This is a genomic window from Brasilonema sp. UFV-L1 (assembly GCF_012912105.1).
In the GTDB taxonomy this organism is placed as follows: Bacteria; Cyanobacteriota; Cyanobacteriia; order Cyanobacteriales; family Nostocaceae; genus Brasilonema.
Window position 1 is genome coordinate 21,711 of sequence record NZ_QMEA01000044.1, and the last position, 19,479, is coordinate 41,189.

General features: G+C 44.1%; 19 protein-coding genes. 8 read left to right on the forward strand and 11 right to left on the reverse strand.

The window, feature by feature from the left end; genetic code table 11:
- Nucleotides 1-33: 33 nt before the first annotated feature.
- On the forward strand, nucleotides 34-216 hold the full coding sequence (locus DP117_RS14500; RefSeq protein WP_169219003.1) for a hypothetical protein: 183 nt from the start codon (nucleotides 34-36) through the stop codon (nucleotides 214-216).
- A gap of 348 nt (nucleotides 217-564) precedes the next feature.
- Here the strand turns inward: DP117_RS14500 and DP117_RS14505 are convergent, their stop codons facing one another.
- From DP117_RS14505 to DP117_RS14515, 3 genes are all read right to left on the reverse strand, one after another.
- A complete protein-coding gene (locus DP117_RS14505) occupies nucleotides 565-1,227 on the reverse strand; it encodes a DUF6391 domain-containing protein (RefSeq protein WP_169219004.1) in 663 nt (220 codons plus the stop codon).
- 320 nt (nucleotides 1,228-1,547) lie between these two features.
- Nucleotides 1,548-1,805, reverse strand: coding sequence for a hypothetical protein (locus tag DP117_RS14510; protein WP_169219005.1), 258 nt, complete (start codon nucleotides 1,803-1,805; stop codon nucleotides 1,548-1,550).
- 180 nt (nucleotides 1,806-1,985) lie between these two features.
- Nucleotides 1,986-2,255 carry a helix-turn-helix transcriptional regulator gene (locus tag DP117_RS14515; RefSeq protein ID WP_169219006.1) on the reverse strand — a complete coding sequence of 90 codons (270 nt, stop codon included), beginning with the start codon at nucleotides 2,253-2,255 and terminating at the stop codon, nucleotides 1,986-1,988.
- Between the two features lie 446 nt (nucleotides 2,256-2,701).
- Between DP117_RS14515 and DP117_RS14520 the strand changes: the two genes are divergently transcribed.
- The 4 genes from DP117_RS14520 to DP117_RS14535 all read left to right on the forward strand — a co-directional run bounded on the left by DP117_RS14520 (nucleotide 2,702) and on the right by DP117_RS14535 (nucleotide 7,281).
- Nucleotides 2,702-3,679 (forward strand): carbohydrate kinase, encoded by a 978-nt coding sequence (locus DP117_RS14520; RefSeq protein WP_169219007.1) that lies wholly within the window; start codon nucleotides 2,702-2,704, stop codon nucleotides 3,677-3,679.
- A 100-nt stretch (nucleotides 3,680-3,779) separates the two neighbouring features.
- On the forward strand, nucleotides 3,780-4,679 hold the full coding sequence (locus DP117_RS14525; protein ID WP_169219008.1) for an AraC family transcriptional regulator: 900 nt from the start codon (nucleotides 3,780-3,782) through the stop codon (nucleotides 4,677-4,679).
- A gap of 485 nt (nucleotides 4,680-5,164) precedes the next feature.
- Nucleotides 5,165-5,533, forward strand: coding sequence for a GFA family protein (locus DP117_RS14530; protein WP_248277667.1), 369 nt, complete (start codon nucleotides 5,165-5,167; stop codon nucleotides 5,531-5,533).
- Between the two features lie 128 nt (nucleotides 5,534-5,661).
- Nucleotides 5,662-7,281 (forward strand): gamma-glutamyltransferase family protein, encoded by a 1,620-nt coding sequence (locus DP117_RS14535; protein WP_169219010.1) that lies wholly within the window; start codon nucleotides 5,662-5,664, stop codon nucleotides 7,279-7,281.
- 272 nt (nucleotides 7,282-7,553) lie between these two features.
- On the opposite strand, the gene DP117_RS14540 is transcribed toward DP117_RS14535, so the two are convergent.
- The 3 genes from DP117_RS14540 to DP117_RS14550 form a co-directional block, all read right to left on the reverse strand.
- Nucleotides 7,554-7,922: a hypothetical protein gene (locus tag DP117_RS14540; RefSeq protein ID WP_169219011.1), complete on the reverse strand. Its 369-nt coding sequence runs from the start codon at nucleotides 7,920-7,922 to the stop codon at nucleotides 7,554-7,556.
- Nucleotides 7,923-8,289: 367 nt separating this feature from the next.
- Nucleotides 8,290-8,775, reverse strand: a complete 486-nt coding sequence (locus DP117_RS14545) for a gluconokinase (RefSeq protein ID WP_169219012.1) — start codon at nucleotides 8,773-8,775, stop codon at nucleotides 8,290-8,292.
- 415 nt (nucleotides 8,776-9,190) lie between these two features.
- Nucleotides 9,191-10,510: a 3-isopropylmalate dehydratase large subunit gene (locus DP117_RS14550; protein ID WP_169219013.1), complete on the reverse strand. Its 1,320-nt coding sequence runs from the start codon at nucleotides 10,508-10,510 to the stop codon at nucleotides 9,191-9,193.
- A 168-nt stretch (nucleotides 10,511-10,678) separates the two neighbouring features.
- Between DP117_RS14550 and DP117_RS14555 the strand changes: the two genes are divergently transcribed.
- Nucleotides 10,679-12,007 carry a hypothetical protein gene (locus tag DP117_RS14555; protein ID WP_169219014.1) on the forward strand — a complete coding sequence of 443 codons (1,329 nt, stop codon included), beginning with the start codon at nucleotides 10,679-10,681 and terminating at the stop codon, nucleotides 12,005-12,007.
- A 140-nt stretch (nucleotides 12,008-12,147) separates the two neighbouring features.
- On the opposite strand, the gene DP117_RS14560 is transcribed toward DP117_RS14555, so the two are convergent.
- The 3 genes from DP117_RS14560 to groES form a co-directional block, all read right to left on the reverse strand.
- A complete protein-coding gene (locus DP117_RS14560; protein ID WP_169219015.1) occupies nucleotides 12,148-12,963 on the reverse strand; it encodes a carbonic anhydrase in 816 nt (271 codons plus the stop codon).
- A 279-nt stretch (nucleotides 12,964-13,242) separates the two neighbouring features.
- Nucleotides 13,243-14,883 carry a chaperonin GroEL gene (gene groL, locus DP117_RS14565; RefSeq protein ID WP_169219016.1) on the reverse strand — a complete coding sequence of 547 codons (1,641 nt, stop codon included), beginning with the start codon at nucleotides 14,881-14,883 and terminating at the stop codon, nucleotides 13,243-13,245.
- 110 nt (nucleotides 14,884-14,993) lie between these two features.
- Complete coding sequence (gene groES / locus DP117_RS14570; RefSeq protein WP_169219017.1) at nucleotides 14,994-15,305, reverse strand: co-chaperone GroES; 312 nt, start codon at nucleotides 15,303-15,305, stop codon at nucleotides 14,994-14,996.
- A gap of 247 nt (nucleotides 15,306-15,552) precedes the next feature.
- On the opposite strand from groES, the gene DP117_RS14575 reads away from it, so the two are divergent.
- Nucleotides 15,553-16,032 carry a ferredoxin gene (locus tag DP117_RS14575; RefSeq protein WP_211176111.1) on the forward strand — a complete coding sequence of 160 codons (480 nt, stop codon included), beginning with the start codon at nucleotides 15,553-15,555 and terminating at the stop codon, nucleotides 16,030-16,032.
- A gap of 355 nt (nucleotides 16,033-16,387) precedes the next feature.
- Nucleotides 16,388-17,035 (forward strand): response regulator transcription factor, encoded by a 648-nt coding sequence (locus DP117_RS14580; RefSeq protein ID WP_169219018.1) that lies wholly within the window; start codon nucleotides 16,388-16,390, stop codon nucleotides 17,033-17,035.
- Nucleotides 17,036-17,676: 641 nt separating this feature from the next.
- Here DP117_RS14580 and DP117_RS14585 read toward each other — a convergent pair.
- Nucleotides 17,677-17,985: an NIL domain-containing protein gene (locus DP117_RS14585; RefSeq protein WP_169219019.1), complete on the reverse strand. Its 309-nt coding sequence runs from the start codon at nucleotides 17,983-17,985 to the stop codon at nucleotides 17,677-17,679.
- Nucleotides 17,986-18,501: 516 nt separating this feature from the next.
- Nucleotides 18,502-19,371, reverse strand: a complete 870-nt coding sequence (locus DP117_RS14590) for a LysR family transcriptional regulator (RefSeq protein ID WP_169219020.1) — start codon at nucleotides 19,369-19,371, stop codon at nucleotides 18,502-18,504.
- Nucleotides 19,372-19,479 lie beyond the last annotated feature (108 nt).

The window sequence follows — 19,479 nt, forward strand, 5'->3', positions numbered from 1 at the left end:
ATGGTGTGAGTTGAGTTCTGGATAGATACACCAATGTCTACATCTAGCGTATCCAAAAACGAAACCCAGAGTATCTGGGCAACCAAGCTGAACAAGTGCTATTACCAGGCTGAGCAGTTAACTAAATTTATGCATTTACAGGCAGAGGTTGATTGCTTGCTACAGCAGTTACAGAATATGAAAACACAAAGACCAGTCATGGATAAGGAGGAATAAGTTTGTTTGCTCGGTAACGGTTCTTAATCGCCTATAGCCAAAATAGTAGGATGATGAGCAAGCTCTTCTATGTAGCAATCTTTTTTTGAATTCGTAGCTTGCAGTCGCTGGCAAATACTTATAAAGAGCGCCATCAGGTTGGCTTGACTATGCCGCCATGAGAGACTCCACCAAGCTGGAGACTCGGCTAATGAATGTTTTTCCTCTATAAGGAACTTTGTTAAAGAGTTCAAAAGTTGTCATAGCCGCCTCAAACGCCCAGTTTAAATATTGCCACATCTTCATGGTTATAAAATGACTGTTTGTCCACTCCCTTGACTTCCTTGTCCCCCTGATCTCCCCATCGTCTTACTCCCGCCATTCGACTTGGACAAAATAAGCCTGTCGTCCCCAAAGGTCTCGTGTGTGCGTGATATTTTCAATTTTGAGGTTGAAGGGAATAGAAGTTGTGAGATAGCGCTGTACTAAAGCACCAATCTCAGGAGCTAGTTCAGCTGCTGTTGTCGTAGCCATTCCCATACCTATCAGTTGCTCAATTGGTCCTCGTGGTAACAGTAGATGCACCCCCACTGCTAGCCCAGCTGTGAGCAGCATTGCGACTGATGCATTTGTTCCACAACGAGGATGTACAGCCAAATCCCATTCTCCGTTTTTGAGGCGATGTAGGGCAAGTGTAACAGCACGTCGCAAATCGCTGACATTGACTTCACCATAGAGGTAAAAGCCTTGCTCTGTAGACAAACCGCCTAAGAGTTCGTTGTCAACTTGAAAGTTGCTTGATCTTGTTGGTTTTCCTGTGGAAGCTTGGACGTTTTTTGATGCACTCAAAATCCAAACTGTGGCGTGTTCCAGAGCGTGAACCTGTCGCAGCATTAAAATTTCTTTCAATCCAGGGAGAAACGACAGATGCTTGAGTAAATCAGCATCTTGTGTGGGTTGAGGTCTTGTAAAATCAGAATTCAAAAAGTTAAAGAAAGACGAGCTACCTTTAGCAGAAGCGAAAGTATTCATTGCAACACTGCTCCCTAAACTAATGGAGCAATAGAGACTTCTTTTAAATGTAGCGTTTCAGCCTGAAGATAGTTGCTAAATTTTGTTGACTACCGGATCTATTTTCATTCACTGAAGGCAAAATTTTCATCAGGACACATAGCTGCGGCAAGGTTCTTCCATCTTACAAAGCCAAGAAAGTTTGGTTTCTGAGCTGGTGTGTGAAGAAACCCAAAAAAAGAGCAGGCGTTGCACTTTCTGCCGCACTTTTTGTGTCCTTATGTATACAGATCAACTACCCACACTATAAAAGACAACATAACTCCTGGACCGATCATGCTCTAAATTGCCATGATTCGCAGGGACTTTCCTTGCTCGCTTGTTTTACCAATTCTGGGTTTGGCAGCACAAATCTGTGTGAGGCGTCGGAAGCGCCTCTGAAGAAATAAGGCAGAGGGCAGCAAAAATTGAGGGCAAAAGGGAAGAGAATTTGACTGGTTTGTTCCATTCATCACAGATGGCAATACGCTGCCATCAGTCTCTTGCTCTTTTGCGATCGCCATCGCCTTGTGGATCGCTTTCTTTGAAAGTAGGCGCACTTGACCATAAAATAAGCTAGAAGGCGCTTCCGAGCACGCTCATGCAATTTCAAGTCATTTTATGATAGTCCAGTACTCTGTGGTGCTTGATTTTGAGAGGTTTGTACCTATACGCGCTAGTTGTGAGGAGAACAATAAGTAACCAGTCAAAATGAGCTTATCAGTTTACTAGCAATTCATCTACTCGTTTTTGTCAGGCAGAGGCAAAGCACAGCAATTAACATCATTCAAGCAGACTTTGCCCCAGTGCAAAGCCCAGCGGACAAGAGCCACCCGATTATCGGTATTGGTCTTGGTAAGAATATTGCTGATATGATTATCAACTGTACGCTTGCTTATTTCCAGCTTAGCTGCAATCTCTTGGTTAGTTAAGCCAGCGGCCACTAAGTCGATAATTTGCAGTTCTCGGTCTGACAGACTAACGGGGGTCTGAGACTCGCCACCAGCCATAGAGTTACTTTATCCTCCTTAGTATATGTACTCAATCGCTCTTTCCCATTCTAGAAGATTCTTTCGGGGGTAGGTGTTTCCAGTGTAAGCACAAATACTGTTTTTCTTTGAGAGTTAGGGTTTAGAGAATAGGAGGAAAAAACAAAAATCAAGCTAAAAAACTGAGAATGACAAGGACGCTATCGTAGCTTTTCTACACCATGACACTTCACACTGATTCTCACTCAGTAATAACTAGGTCAATTATATGTTTTAATTTTTACTTTAAAAAAGTGGAAGAAGAAATCTTCTTGTCGGCAAATGGGCAGTCATCATCATCATTCATAGCTAGATTAATTCATAAAAATAGCTATTTCGTTGTATGAACAACTGCCGACAGAGTGGCAGAAATTATTATAGATTTTATACTGGCAATTTCTAATCCAAAATCCAAAATCTGAAATTCAATGAGCAATCCCCGTGTTTTGTGCCTGGGTGAAGTTTTATTTGACTGTTTAGCCAATCAACTGGGGCGAAAGTTAGAAGAAGTTGAGTCATGGACTGCTTACCCCGGAGGAGCACCAGCTAACGTCGCTTGTGCTTTGGTGAAGCTGGGGACACCAGTGGCATTTATTGGTTGTGTAGGTGAAGATGGACCAGGTCATGAACTGGTAGAACTGTTAAACAAAATAGGTGTAGATACAACTGGAGTACAGCGTCATTCTACAGCACCAACACGACAAGTGAACGTTGTGCGTTCCCTTGAAGGCGATCGCACTTTTGCAGGCTTTAAAGACCATGAAACCACAGAATTTGCTGATACGCGCCTCAAAGCCAATCAATTACCGAAAGAGTTATTTGAAGCCGCAGATTTTCTGGTTTTAGGGACTCTGGAACTCGCGTATCCTGAAAGTGGGCAAGCAGTTCACCGTGCCCTTGAGCTAGCAGAGCAATACGATGTCAAAATTTTGCTTGATGTCAACTGGCGTCCAGTATTTTGGACAAATCCTGACATTGCTCCACAAACAATTCAAGAATTATTTAAGCATATAGACTTTATCAAACTTTCAAAAGAAGAAGCGGAATGGTTATTTGATACCACAGATCCTGGGGCAATTACTTACCGTCTTGATTCTATTGAAGGTGTACTGGTGACAGATGGAGAAAACGGTTGTGCCTATTGCCTTGGCGAAAACGAAGGCAAATTGCCTGCTTTTTCCGTCCCCGTTGTTGATACAACAGGTGCAGGGGATAGCTTTGTCGCTGGCTTCATCCACCAGTTGCTTACTCATGGAATCCAAAGCTTAAACGACTCAGAGACAGCGAGGAAAATCATGACATATGCAAGTGCAGCTGGGGCATTAACGACAATGAAAGCAGGGGCGATCGCATCTCAACCCACTGCAGAAGAAGTAGAAGCTTTTCTTAATTCGCATCAACTTTAGGGGGTAGCACAGCTAACTGGAATAACAGTACAACAACAAGGCGGGAAGAAAATATTCACCGCCTTTTGCCCAGCAAAGCCGATCCAAAAAAGTAAGAGTCATGTCAAAAACAGAGCATGAATGCTGCGCTGTAGAAAAGGCAATCTTAAAAAGCTTTAATCGTCAATCTTTACTCTCCAACGACAATTCGTTTTGGAACGGCATCCGCTTCCAGTTCACTCAAAGCAGAAGCGCAAGTGCATTGCCAGATGAGGTAGTCTTTCCAGAGAATGCGATTCATATTTATACAGAAATGCCGTCTGGATACGTTGTTGAAGCACGAATCAATGGACGGTTGCAAAAAAGCTCTCTTGTCACAGGTCATAGTCTCATCATTCCACGCGGCACAACTTATTGGCAATCAGACAACCACAAAAGCAAAGGCATTACTTTAGGTTTGAATTTCGGCTTTCTTGAGCGCATTCTCTGTGAATCGATTGACTTGAGTAGTCTGGAACTGCATCCTCAATTTCCGACGTTTGATCCGCTCATTTATCAAATTGGGCTGGCGCTAAAAGCTGAACTAGAACAGAATCGGCATTCTAGCCGCTTATATGCAGAATCTGCCGCGACGTTTCTTGCCACCCATCTTTTCCACCATTACGCCCAAGGCAAACAAAAGGAGCAAATCACAACAAGTGGCTTGCCTAAGTACAAATTACAACAGGTCATTGATTATATCCATGCCAACCTTGAGTGTAATATTGGCTTGACTGAATTGGCTGACTTGGTTCAGATGAGTTTGTCCCACTTCTCTCGATTATTCAAACAATCAACCGGATACTCACCCCATCAGTTTGTCATAAAGTGCCGGGTCGAGCGTGCTCGTGAACTCCTCCTCAAAGGAGACTTGTCAATCGCGGATATCACTTATAAAGTCGGCTTTGCAAATCAAGGGCATTTAACCAGTCATTTTAAGCGCCTGCTGGGAGTCACGCCTAAGGTAGTTCGAGAGAAATAGCACAAACGTGTAAAAAAAGCAAAAACTTGTAAGACCAAATAAGAGTGCGATCGCTACTTTGGAAATCAGGACGCGCCGCAAGTGTCATATCTTGCTTGGTGGACACGCTTACAAACTACGAGTTATATCAAGTTTGCTTAATTGCTTATAAATCCCGCACCAACCTCACCCCGGCTTTGGCTTACGCCAAAACCGCCCCTCTCCTTATTAAGGAGAGGGGATGTGAAGCGCGTCCTTTGAGTGCGCCCCCGAACGGGGCGCTTCGTGGCCATTCCCACTAGCGTAGCTTTACGGGGGTGAGGTTCTTCGTTTTTTATAAGTGTTCATCCGAACTTGATATTAAATAATCATGCCAGCTGCACCCGCGTCCTAGAAGTAACAAAACTAAAAAGCTTCCAAGGAAAGATATTCTTATGGCGACAAAATTTACTGGCGGTTGTCTGTGTGGATCTGTCCGCTACGAATGTTCAGCCGAACCCCTTACGATGGGCAATTGTCACTGTCGCGATTGTCAACGGGCGACAGGAAGTGCCTATGCCTCCGCGCTTCTCGTGCCGCAGTGTGCAGTTACCATCACCGGAGATGTGAAATACTATGACGTGATTGGTGATAGCGGAAGCCTTGTTGGTCGAGGCTTTTGCCCGAACTGCGGTTCCCGATTATTTAGCAAGCCCCCAATCCCTGGACTTATGGGCATCATGGCAGGGAGTCTGGATGATCCAAGCTGGTTCCGACCTACGATGGATATTTACGCAGGCAGTGCCCAACCGTGGGATCACATGAACCCGGATCTGCCTAAGTTAGCCAAGATGCCACTGATGCAGCAGAGTCTCACCCCACCACACATGAAGTAGAAGCTTTTGTTGCTTCGCATCAAGTTTAGGCAGTAGTACAGGTTGCTGGGATATCAGTATAGCAGTAAGGCGGGAAGAAAATCTTCACCGCTAAAATATACAAATAATAGGATATTCCCCTGCTTTTGATGTCATTATCCAACCTTACCGAATACCCCTACACGAGTACCCGAAGAGTGGTTATGGGTACTCGTGGTGCAGTTGCAACTAGTCAACCATTAGCTGCAATGGCGGGGATGGAAATGTTATGTGCTGGCGGAAATGCAGTTGATGCAGCTGTCGCAATGGCGATCGCACTCACCGTCGTTGAACCAACCTCCAACGGTATAGGTTCCGATGCTTTCGCCTTTGTTTGGGACGGACAATTACACGCGCTCAATGGTTCTGGCTACAGCCCACAAAAATTGACCCTAGATTTATTTCAAGGACTCAGCACCGTACCCGCAACTGATTGGCGTGCAGTTACTATACCAGGAGCCGTTTCTGCATGGCGAACATTGTGGTCACGTTGGGGAAGCTTACCATTTGAGCAACTATTTACACCAGCAATTCGCTATGCCAAGGAAGGTTTTCCCGTATCGCCAGTCACATCGCTGGCTTGGAAAGCAGCTTCCAGTATTTACTTACCCTTAACAGGTGCTGAATTTATCCCCTTCCAACAAGTATTCTTTCCCCATAATCGCGCACCAGCGGCTGGAGAAATTTGGCAATTCCCCGCTGCAGTGAACACCCTCCAAGAAATTGCTGCTACTGGAGGTGAAAGTTTTTACCGAGGCAAACTCGCAGAATTAATAGTTAACTTTGCCGCTGATACAGGCGGATATATCAGTGCCAGTGACTTAGCGAAACATGAATCACATTGGGTAACGCCAATCTCAACAAACTATCGCGGCATGACTGTCTGGGAACTACCACCCAATACTCAAGGTATCGCAACTTTAATCGCCTTAAACATTCTCTCAGGCTTTGATTTATCTGAGCTTAAGCGCGAATCACCAGAAAGTTATCATTTGCAAATTGAGGCGATGAAACTGGCATTTGCCGACCTATATAAACACGTTGCAGACCCGAATTTTCTTAAAGTTACTCCAGAACAACTTCTCTCCTCAGATTATGCCTCAAAGCGTCGGGCTTTGATTGGCGAAAAAGCCATATCAACAGCTTTACCCGGATTACCTAAAAGTGGAACTGTTTATCTGGCAGCAGCTGATGGCGACTTAATGGTATCTTTTATCCAATCCAATTACAAAGGATTTGGGAGTGGGATTCTTCCGTCTGGAACTGGAATTGCTTTGCACAATAGAGCCTGTGGGTTCAGTTTGGCATCGGAACACTGTAACCAACTAGCACCCCTTAAGCGTCCTTTGCATACAATCATTCCTGGTTTTATCACTGTTGACAATCAACCTTTGGGAGCATTTGGTGTGATGGGTGGACCGATGCAGCCTCAAGGTCATTTGCAAGTAGTCGTGAATTTGGCTAATTATAATATGAATCCTCAAGCCGCTTTGGATGCTCCTCGTTGGCAGTTGGTTGATGGTTCTACGGTGCTTGTAGAGGCTAGTGTATCGTCTGATATTGTTGCAGGGTTGCAGCAACGGGGTCATGATGTGCGGTATTCAGATGGGTTTTTTGGTCGCGGTCAAGTTGTTTTTCGACGCGATAGCTTCGCTGCTGCGCAAAGCGCAGATCGCGTTTTCATTGCTGCTAGTGAGTCTCGTGCTGATGGAATGGCGATCGCTTGGTGAGTGGATAAGCTTTCTCTTGAGTGTCCCATTTTAGTTAACAGTGAATGGCGAGATTATCGCACGCTCGCGGCACTTGAACTGTTATAGAAAAAAAGATATTAATAGGTGATCCAGACGACTGGGATGAGCCGCAACCAACTTTTAGTTATAGATGGGGAAGATAATGTCTAGAATCACCACTTGTTATTACTCTTGAGATATCAGAGCGACTTGCTTAATTACGCGTCATTCTCATCACTTTTCAGACATCCTCTGAGGCATCTGATAATCTCCTAACTAAATTCTTTCTTTATATTATCTATAGCTTCATTTAATCCTTCTGTGTGAATCCAACCTACATAACCTCCAAATACCATTTTGTTGTTGTGGTCTGCTAAAAATATATGTTTTACTTGTGTTGGATTTATGAAAATTTTAACCACAGTTTGATCTTTTAGTGTAAAAAGGGGTGTCGCTCTTTGAAAATCTCTACTATGAGCCATTGTCATACCAGGTACATTGACTAATATTTCAACAACTTGTTGGGCTGTCTGAGAAATATTAGAAGCAATTTCAGCTTCAGTATTCCATTCTTTTAAATAATCAAGTGCTTTGTGAGATAAGTGAAAACCTTGTTCAAAGGTACCAAATGGATCTAACATTTTGCTTTTCCTATTCTAATGTTCAACAACTAAATCTTTCTAAGTTAACAGAATTTTCGTGTAAAATCTGTTTCGAAGAAGTTTAAGTAGCTAACAAAAGTGATAACTTTAAATAGCCACACTCATAAATAGGTGCAAGTAACAGTAACTTATGCAGTTATTTAGTCAATGTGTAATAAAACGTTAAAAAACACCTTAATATCGCCTTAAAATTGAATGACTTAAGAGGTTGAATTTGCGAGCGTTAGCACAGGTTTTGGGTTTTGAACAGGTAGAGAAGAGGAATACAACAGTTATGTCTTAAGCAGTTATCACCACCAATCTCTGTCTTGCCATGATCTGGGCTTAACTTCTCCCATGAACTCACCTAAATCCCCAAACTCACTCTAATCTCCTGCACAACCACCTCTGGTGGATCTGAAACATCCACTGTAATTGCACCAGATGGCTCTTCAAGAGCATCAAACTGACTTTTAAGGAGTTTTTCGCTCATAAAGTGACTCGGACGCTGTTGTAGCCGCTTTTGAATTAATTCAAAAGATCCCTTGAGGTAAACCAGCTTGAGTTGTTCCTCATCCAAAACCAAAACCTCGCGATAACTGGTTTTTAGTGCAGAACACGCCAGCACCATATTTTTATTCTCTTGCAACCGCTGTTGTATCGCCTGTTGCAACGCCAGCAGCCAAGGCATCCTATCTAAATCATTTAGGGGAATGCCATGTCGCATTTTCTCAATGTTCTCTGGCGAATGAAAAGTATCAGCATCACTAAATTCCCAGTGTAAGGAGTCCGCCAACAGTTGTCCGATGGTGGACTTACCAGAACCAGAAACACCCATTACGAGAATAATCATCTCAGTGGAATGAATTAAGTGGATTGGGAGGTGACGGGAGTCAAAGAGTTAAGGATTTTTTTTGGAGATTTCACACGTGTAGAGACGTTGCCCTCCGGGGAGAACCTGAGCCCTTCGGGCACGGCTTGAGGCCGAACGGTTCCGCTAGCCCCTAAGGGGGCGCTACGCAAACGCTAACGCCAGTCGCCTGCGGAGGGAAAACGCCAGGTGCTACAACGGGGGGAACCCCCCGATAGCGCAGCGTGCCCGTAGGGCATAGCTTTGATCGGAGGAAACCTCCGCTCAAACAACTCTTGGCAACGCACTGGCTCCCCTCCCGCAGCGCTGGACTCACATGCAACGTCTCTACAGAGGTTATGGTTCTTGCAAATTATCTTAATCAGCAACCGTATTGTCCTACTGTCCCCTTGTCCTCTTAGATAAACTCACGTGGATCTGTCACATACCCAGTGAGTGCGGAAGCTGCAGCGGTAAAGGGAGAAGCGAGATAAATTCCTGCTTCTTTATGCCCCATTCGTCCAGGGAAATTGCGGTTAGTGGTGGAAACACAAATTTCTGGTTCATTCATCCGCCCAAAGGTGTCTTTGGGACCACCCAAACAAGCAGCACACGAAGGCGCAGCAGGTTCAATGCAACCAGCATCTAGGAAAATTTCCGAGAGGGTTTGCTCTTGGTACTTGATTTTAAACAGGTCTTCGTAAACTTTTTGGGTAGCAGGGACTATGTAAGTAGGAACCTTTACCTTATGACCTTTAAGAACTTGTGCTGCATGGAAAAAGTCCTCTGTTTTTCCTCCTGTGCAGGAACCGATATAAACTCGGTTAATCTTGACATCGCTGCATTCTCGTGCTAAGGCGCGGTTATCAGGGGAATGAGGTTTGGCAACAACTGGTTCTAGTTTGGAAACATCGTAGTGATGCTGACTGTAGAACTTGGCATCTGAATCTGTGTATACTGCCTCAAAAGGTTTGTTGGTACGAGCCCTTACATACTCAAATGTGGTTTCATCAGGGGCAATAGTGCCATTCTTGCCGCCAGCTTCAATAACCATATTGCACAGAGTCATCCGTTCTTCCATCGTCATTCGTTCGACGGCTTCCCCTGTAAATTCCATCGTCCGATAGGTTGCGCCAGCGACGCTAATATCCCCAATAATTTGTAAAATCAGGTCTTTCGCCAATAAGTAAGGAGGCATTTCACCATTCAACACAAAACGCATGGTGGCGGGAACTTTGATGAGTAGCTTACCAGTTCCCATAATGAAGCCAGCGTCTGTGTTGCCAATACCTGTGGCAAATTGACCGAAAGCCCCAGCGTTACAGGTGTGGGAATCCGTACCGAATAAGACCTCGCCTGGGCGGGTGTGACCTTCTTGGGCTAGGGCGACGTGGCAAACGCCTTTGTAATCTGGGTTGGCTTTAAAGTTGGCACGATCAATAATATCGTAAAAGTATTTTATACCTTGTTCTCGAGCAAAATCACGCAAAATATCAACGTTACGGTTAGCACGTTCGTCAGCAGTGAAAATATAATGATCGGGAATTAATACGATTTTCTCGGAGTCCCAGACTTTGGCGTCAGCACCAAATTCGCGTTTGAAAACGCCAATGGTTCCAGGTCCACAAACATCGTGTGTCATTAAAATATCAACATTAACCCAGATATTTTCCCCCGGTTCGACGACTGACCGACCGGAAGCTTTCGCCAAAATTTTTTCTACGAGGGTCATGCCCATAGCGATCGCGTTCTTTTTTGTGCAAGGGTACAAATTATATGCTACATGGCTGGTAGTCTGTCAATCAAACTTTGATAAGTAAATGACCGAATATATCCTGCAATAGCCAGATGTCAAAATTCTCTCTAAACCTCTAACCTACAACTGTTGAATCCGAGAAATTAACTTGTGGATGCCATATTAGAGCGATCGCACCAACTCAAACAAGACCTCACTGATTTTGTCTATGATGCTGAAGGCGAACTTGCACAAGCATTGGAAAGCTATGCTGCGCTCAAGTCTCGTCGTGGAAGCGGTGATAATTTCCAACAAGAACTGATTATTGACTCATTCATTACAGAAGGGCAAGTTGGTGACTCCTCACCGTTAGATTTGTTTATCCAAAGCCACCAAGAGTTGTCCGAGAGCGATCGCGAACTCATCAAAAGTTGGGAGCACACTTTTATTGGCTTATTTGCTATTACAAAAATCCTACCTGATGGCTTTGAATTAAGAAACTGGCTGACAGACAAATACTACATTGTCAAGCCAAACAACGCCCAAAAACTAAAGGAAATGTCTCGCCTGAAAGAAGGAGAAATTTTACTCACTCGGATTTCTCCTGTGACTGACAGCTACTGGACTTTCTCCGGTCCTTATACACAGATGGGTAAATTAGGCAAGCCAAAACTAGCAGTCGCTATTGGTAATTTTAAAGATAATCACAAAGACCATCTTTATGGAGATGCTCCCGACTTGTTAGAGGAAGCTTGGCAATCCGTAGGAATTTATCATCAGCAGTTTGTAGAATTTTTTGGTACTGATGAAGTCACAATGCCAGGATACCAACTCAACAAAAAGATTGCTGAATTCCAAGAAATCTTAACAAAAAAACGCCTGGAAGAAGCAGGGATTGATCCTTCAAAATCACTTGGAGAAGTGGCACAAGAAGCTGGTCTTGGAGACGAAGAAATCAAAGCAGTTGCAGAAGAATTGGGCGCTGACTCTCAAGCAGTTTCACAAATGTTTAATAACAAAAGTGGTACCAGTAAAATGGTGATGCCAAAAGTTGATTTGCCTGCTGAACTTAGAAAAGCTGAACAGGTCACAGCTATATCTCATCCCCGATGGGGACAGATGTTTATTCCAACTTACTTTAAAATCAAGGCAATTTTAGAAGCAGATGATTGGCAAAGTGTAGAAGGTGCCGAAAAAGTCATTCGTTTTTATTTAGAAGACAAAAGTATTAACGCTTTCATTTGGCATCGCTTAGCGCAACAGTATTCAACACAGTTGGAAAAAGTCCTGCAAACGTTTCTCGAAAGACCAAATTTTCAGCTTCAAAATGATTTAGATACTCTGCTGCAAGAACATAACAAATCCATAGAGCCAGAGTTACCAGAAATTGCTAGCGTACCAATACACCTACATAATTTATTTCAAGAAGCTTTAGTGGAAGTTAGTAAATCTAAGCCCAAAGGGAAGAGTCAAAAGCAGCCAGCCAAGGGCTTTCAATAGTGAGCTAAGAACTGGTTATTAATTGCTGCCCATGACGGTGTGATAGGCGATTTAGCCAGTGAGAAAGTCGCCTACCATCTGAGTTGGAAATACTTACATCTTTGTTTGAGTTTACCGTTCACACTCCACACTCTACACTTTTACTTTTTTGCCCCAGAACCTCGATAAATTCGCTGCATCTGCTCTTGAGAAAGCCGGCTTATTGGAAACCCTTGATATGTAAGAACGACTTCTTCTGATATTTCAACCACTTCAGGTTGAGTGTTGCCAGAACGATCCCCATTGGAAGTTGTAGGCGAATTTAGTAGTATGTCATCTATCTCCGATGGTGCAAGCTGGGTTTGAGGCAAGACATAGGCGTGCGTTTGTGGATCGTATGCTAAAACTTCTCCTGTCTCAATTTGATAAATCCAAGCATAAATATTGAGTTGTCCTTGGTAGAGTTTAGAGCGAATCACCGGATATGTCCGCAAATTCTCAATTTGGGTGAGTACATTTTCGGCAATCACAATGTCTAACAGTTCTTCCCCTGAGTAGTGGCTATAGTGGTCTAGAACCAGCTGTCGGGTTGCTTGTGCATACTTAAGCCAGTCATGCACAAGCGGCATTTCCTTTTGCAAGCTGTCTAACTTCATGAGTCCTTTCATTGCACCGCAATGCGAGTGACCACAGACAATAATTTGTTGAATATCTAATGCTTGAACAGCATATTCAATTGTGGCACCTTCACCGCCATTGGTTGCGCCAAATGGTGGAATAATGTTACCAGCATTGCGGATGACAAACAATTCACCCAACTGAGCTTGTGTAATCAGGTTTGGATCGATACGCGAATCGGAACAGGTAATAAACAGCACTCTGGGCTTTTGACCATGAGAAAGTTGTTCAAACAGTTCTTGATGCGTGCAAAAATAGCTCGCTTTGAATTCGCGCAAACCTCTAATTAATTTTTTCATCAGGCTACCCAAACAAAAAAGGCAATACTTAAATTTTCCCACTAAATTTTCCTAAAGGATGGTTACTGTGCAATACGGTTCGGATAAGTACCCGGACCGCAAACCCGGTAACTTTTGCGAAACTGGGTTTCTACCCACGCGAATTACCTTCACCGAACCGTATTGGTTACTGTGGGATCAGAGTTTTTTTAAGAAAAGAAAAAAAACAGCCGCTTCTACAATAGAAGCAGCTGTTTGATCAGAGGTGAGCAATGGTGCTCTGCCCACCTTACAAGAATCTTAGTAATCGAAGTCGCCGCCGCCCATACCAGCGCCAGCACCAGCAGGAGCGTTATCTTTTGGCTCAGGCTTATCAACTACAATACATTCGGTGGTCAAGACCATACCAGCGATAGATGCAGCGTTTTGCAGAGCAGAACGAGTTACCTTGGCGGGATCAACGATCCCAGCATCAAAGAGATCGACGAACTCGTTCTTGGCAGCATCGTAACCAATGTTGAATTCTTTCTCCTTGACGCGTTCGGCGATGACAGCACCGTTTTGACCAGCGTTTTCAGCAATTCTCTTGAGAGGAGCAGCCAAAGCGCGAGAGACAATCAACGCACCAGTCAACTCTTCACCCTTGAGGTTGCTGTTTGCCCATTCTTCGAGTGCAGGAGACAGGTGAGCTAGTGTTGTACCACCACCAGGAACGATACCTTCTTCTACAGCAGCTTTGGTAGCGTTGATGGCGTCTTCTAGGCGCAGCTTCTTGTCTTTCATTTCGGTTTCGGTAGCAGCGCCCACCTTCACAACGGCGACGCCACCAGCTAGCTTAGCCAAACGCTCTTGCAGCTTTTCTTTGTCGTAAGAAGATTCGGTTTCTTCGATTTGACGGCGAATTTGCTCAATACGAGCTTTGACTGCAGCTTCGTTACCTTCAGCAACAATGGTGGTGTTGTCTTTGGTGATCGTGATGCGACGAGCTTTACCCAATGCTTCTAGCTTGGTGTTTTCCAGCTTCAAACCAGCATCTTCGGTAATCAGTTGACCACCAGTGAGGATAGCAATGTCTTCTAGCATTGCTTTGCGGCGATCGCCAAAACCAGGAGCCTTAACAGCAGCCACGTTTAGCACACCACGCAGGCGGTTCACAACCAAGGTCGCCAAAGCTTCTTTCTCGATATCTTCGGCGATAATGATCAAAGGACGACCAGAGCGAGCAACTTGCTCAAGTACTGGTACTAAATCTTGAACCAGAGCGATTTTCTTATCGGTCAGCAAGATGAAAGGCTCATCGAAAACTGCTTCCATCCGCTCAGGATCGGTTGCGAAGTAGGGGGAGATGTAACCTTTGTCAAAGCGCATCCCTTCGGTGATTTCCAATTCGGTGGTCATGGACTTTCCTTCTTCCAAGGAAATCACGCCTTCTTTACCCACCTTATCCATTGCTTCGGCAATCATCTGACCGACTTCTTCGTCGTTACCAGCAGAGATTGCACCAACCTGAGCAATTGCTTTGGAATCTTCTACAGGACGAGCGTGTTCTTTGATTTTTTCAACTAGGAAGTTGGTTGCTTTGTCAATACCACGCTTTAGCGAAATAGCATTTGCACCAGCTGCAACGTTGCGTAAGCCTTCTTTCACCATTGCATGAGCCAAAACGGTCGCAGTTGTGGTGCCATCACCAGCAGCGTCGTTGGTTTTGGAAGCCGCTTGACGAATCAGAGCAACGCCAGTGTTTTCTACGTGGTCTTCCAATTCAATTTCTTTCGCAATGGTCACACCATCGTTAACGATTTGTGGTGCGCCAAACTTCTTCTCTAGGACTACGTTACGACCTTTGGGACCGAGGGTAACAGCTACTGCCTCAGCCAAGATATCCATGCCTCTTTCTAGGGCACGACGTGCGTTTTCGTTGTAAATGATGCGCTTCGCCATAATTGTCAAAGAATGTTTAGCAGAAAACTACTAGCAGAAAACTACAAAGAATGGTGTTTGTCTCTTGTCCTTTGCCAACAATTCATGACAAATGACAAACGACTAAATGACTATGAAACGATTGCTAAAATGTCTTTTTCGGAGAGCAGTACGTATTCATCAGTTCCAAGCTTGATGTCGGTACCAGCGTATTTGGAGTAAAGAACTTTGTCTCCAACCTTCACGTCCAACGCCTGACGAGCACCGTCATCCTTGATTTTGCCTTCACCAACAGCAACAACTTCGCCGACTTGGGGCTTTTCTTTTGCTGTGTCGGGCAAATACAGACCACCTGCGGTCTTTTCTTCTGAGGCGCTCACTTTGACGAATACGCGATCGCCTAGAGGTTTAACTGTAGAAACGCTTAAAGATACAGCTGCCATACCAAATTTTCACCTTGTTAGCACTCTCAACTCCTGAGTGCTAATTTACCTAAAGGCAGAGTGCAATGGCAACATTTTCTTTTGTACGGGTTCCCGAACTTTACTTGCATAAACCCACGTAAGTACATATACTCTATTTTTCCGAGCTTTCAGGTTTTACTCCGTAAATGACGAATATGGAGATATGGGCAACTTTTGTTTGCAAAGCTGGGAAATTGATATAGAACAGTAATCAGGGAGCCGCCAATTGAGTAACACTACAGTGATCCAGTCCTACCTTCAGCTACTAAAAACCACAAAACCACCAGCGAACAAAGCCCTAAGTATTTCTATAGAAGCTTTAGAACTGTCAAAAACTCAGAGGGACATTTTTATCTATGCTGTCCAGACAGTTTCTAACTGCTTACGTGAACAAACTCGTTTCTCATTTTGGGAAGATTTGAAAAAGCGACTCAAACAGCTAAATCTTCACCAAGAGCGAGAAAACAATTCTAGTTGCACATTTGGAAATAAAGTCAACGGCTTGCCAGTTTGTTGCTCTAGACTGATAATAAAGGATTACCCGGATGCTGTGCGGTATCGCCCAACAACCCCGGAAGCCATTGAGCGGATTATACAAGAACACTTGATAGGCAACAAGGTGGTAGAAAAATATGCATTGTGTTTTCCCATCCTTTTTTGCCAGAAAGTTCCTGGTTGTTGTCGTGAACAACTTATAGAAGCTTAACATCCAACAAGGATATGGCACAGCAGTAAACAAATGAAAGTGTGGGTTAATTGTAATTTGGGAGCATCTTGAGTCCAACACTTACTTGTTAACCTGAATAATTATTATTTAATCAGTGTTTTTTAACCCGCAGCTTTCAAAGCGATATATAATAACGCATTATCAATACTACTGCTCTAAGTATCCTTACTGGACTTTTGTCGTTTGTATAGAATTTCTTGGAAGTAATATCGACTTTTAGGAGTTCATAAAGCAAAGGCAAGTTAAGTAGGAAAAAGCACGACACCTCCTTAATCCACCAGAGAGGATATTGATTTAAGACCTTGATGGATCAAGCGCGATAAGTGCCACTGCTATGAAAGAACCCAGCATGAAAGATCACAAACGACTTCTACTTATTGATGATGACCCTAACCTCATCTTGCTGGTGAAGGATTATTTGGAATTCCGGGGTTATGATGTCAGCACCGCCGAAAATGGTCGAGAAGCACTGGAAGTATTAGAGCAGGAGATTCCAGACATGATCATTTGCGATGTGATGATGCCGGAAATGGACGGATATACTTTTGTAGAACAAGTCCGGCAAAATGAACGTACTAGCTGGATTCCCGTCCTATTCCTTTCAGCTAAGGGACAAAGCGCAGACCGAGTTAAAGGTCTGAATAAAGGTGCTGATGTCTATATGGTTAAGCCTTTTGAGCCAGAAGAATTGGTAGCACAAGTAGAATCTTCTCTGAAGCAAACCATTCGCTGGAAAGAACACCAAGCAAAAGGAGGGGAAAACGGCTCTCGCATCCAAGTTCCCTTCGATGTGCAGTTAACCCCAACAGAACTCAAAGTTGTCCAATTTGTGGCTAGGGGCTTAGCTAACCGCGAAATTGCTGAAGAATTAAATGTCAGCCAACGCACGGTAGAAAGCCATGTGTCCAATATGTTGGGCAAAACCAATCTCCACAATCGCACTGAACTAGCGCGGTGGGCAATTGAAAATCAAATGGCGTAAGTAAGCGTACAGTAGACGCCACAAACACTTGTGATCTCCATACGTCTCCAGTGCTGCTAGACGTACGGAGATACACAAACAACGGGGAGTTTCAGAGTTCCCATACAGGGACTTTTTGCCTGCGGAAGTTTTCTCTGTTGTAGACGCATGACAGCTTCCCGTAAGGGTGGCGACTAGCGTTGGGTTAGAGGTTTCCCCGTTGAGTGTAACTGACGTATCAAGCTGCGTAAGCGACAGCCATGTATGGTTTCCCGACTTGTAGACACGCTCTTCGCCTTCCTCTTCAGGGTGGCGACTGGTGAGTCCAGTCCTGTGCCTCCTATGCCCTCCGGGCATGCTATGCAAACAGAGGAGTGGCGAATCGCAAAGTAGCGTGTTCGTGTCTCCTCTTACAAAAGGCTGTGCTGTGAAGGCAGCTGTGCCGTAGGCATAGGACATAGGCGGGTTTCCCGCACCTTCTTCACTGGTGTAAGCACAAAATACACGCACAAAGGCGAACGCGTGTCTCCTATAGAGGAGCTGACGCGCAAGAGCACAGGTATGACTTTGCAGCGAGTGCGTATGCGAAAAATTCACCCACAACAACGTTGCCGAGTGCTAAGTCGCTACCTCACTCAGCATTAATGACTCATTCTCAAGACTTACCAACCGTCTTCTTCAAAAACAAATCGGTGCAAAATTTCTAAATTCAGTTCATTGAGATAGGTTAAGGCACTAGCAATCTGAAAAACCGTTCCTCGTAGCTCTAAATCAAACTTACCTGGTTGCAACGCATAACCATTCAGTTGAGCTGCTGCAATATTGACTGTAATGCCGCAGTAGGATATTAATCGTGAAATAACTGGCTGTTTATGCAACTCCTTAGGAATACGAACTGTAATGCGAGTTGTCGTGCGTCGGTTGTCTCGAAAATCGATAGTAGATTTACCCTGCTGATTTGGAATGGCCATAATAGCTTTCCTTTGCAATTTTCTGGTGCGGGTTTTATGTTACAACGAATTTTTCTCCCGCAACAAAAATCTTGACACGACTTTTTATTAAAGGGGTGTAGTGTCATGACCTCCCCCGAATTATTTACGAATCTTAATGTTTTGTTGATCAGTCTTTCACCAACTAGAAATTTAGGATTTGTGACACAAAAAATTTAAAGATGCAGCGGGTTATACCAATTCAAAATTCGCTGCCTACGGCACGCTACTAACACATTCAAAATTCGTCTTGAAAAGTTTTGCGCCGGGAAACCCGGACGCGCAAACTTTTCGCAAAATGAAGAAAGCTAGGCATAACAAGGGTTTGGGAGTGTGTATCTGTCACATTCTTTTTTCAAATTGGTATTATCTGACCGGAATGCATCATTTTCAACAAAATCTAAAAACCGGGTAACTGAGGCGGAAAATTAAGGTAAGGCTTGTGTCCTCATTCTCAAGAAACCCCCTAGTTTAACCCTGGTGCAAGATATTAAGTTGTTATCCAACTTTGAGAATATCCAGAAAAGCAAAAACGGCTCTCGGCAATAAAGCATCTGCAAGAATAGCAACTCCAATAATTCTCTCTAGAGGTACTGGCAAACTCCTCATTTCTATGGTATATGGTATGGGTTGGGCTGCTAATTTAGCCATGACAGTTGCCCCTAATCCTTGCTTGACCATACTGAGAACTGTCGAATCTTCCCTCACCTCGTAGTCCACCTTGAGAGTTTGACCAAATTGTAAAAAATGAGCGTGGACTGTCTTGTTGTGTTGAGGACTGCGGAGATTCATAATCATCGGAAACTCTGCCAACTGTTCCCAACTGAGTGACTCACCAGCAGCGATTGACTTGGGCGGTAGCAGTGCAACAAACTCATCTCGGAATAACTCCCATGTGTCAAACTCTTTTGTCGTCGGTAACAACGTGAAGCCAACGTCCGCTTGACTTTCTCGCAGTGCTTGTTCTACCTCTGCATATCGGTCATATTCGGTCATGACAACGCTAATCTTTGGGAACTTCTTGCGAAAACGAGCAATAACCTCTGGTAAGACATGAGTTGCGATGCTGCGAACACAAGCAACCCGAACCTGTCCAGCCTGTAATCCTTTTTCCAGGTTAGCTTTTTCCTGAATCACCTCTAATAAATGCAAAACTTGACGCGCCTCCTGAATTACTTGCTCTCCAGTTGGCGTCAAAATTGCACCATGTCTACCCCGAAACAAGAGAATGACTCCGAGTTCTTCTTCAAGTGTGGCGATCGCATGACTAACAGTTGATTGAGATAGCCCCAAATGTAGAGCCGCTGAACTGAAGTTACCATAGTCGGCAACAGTCACAAAAGCCAGCAACTGAGAGATTTTTAACATACTGTCTTTGACTTCATTAATCAAGTAAAGCCATATTTTGATAAATGCAAAAGTCTTTACCCTTCATCCATCGATTTTATCGATATAAGGTATCTAAGAAATACTTTG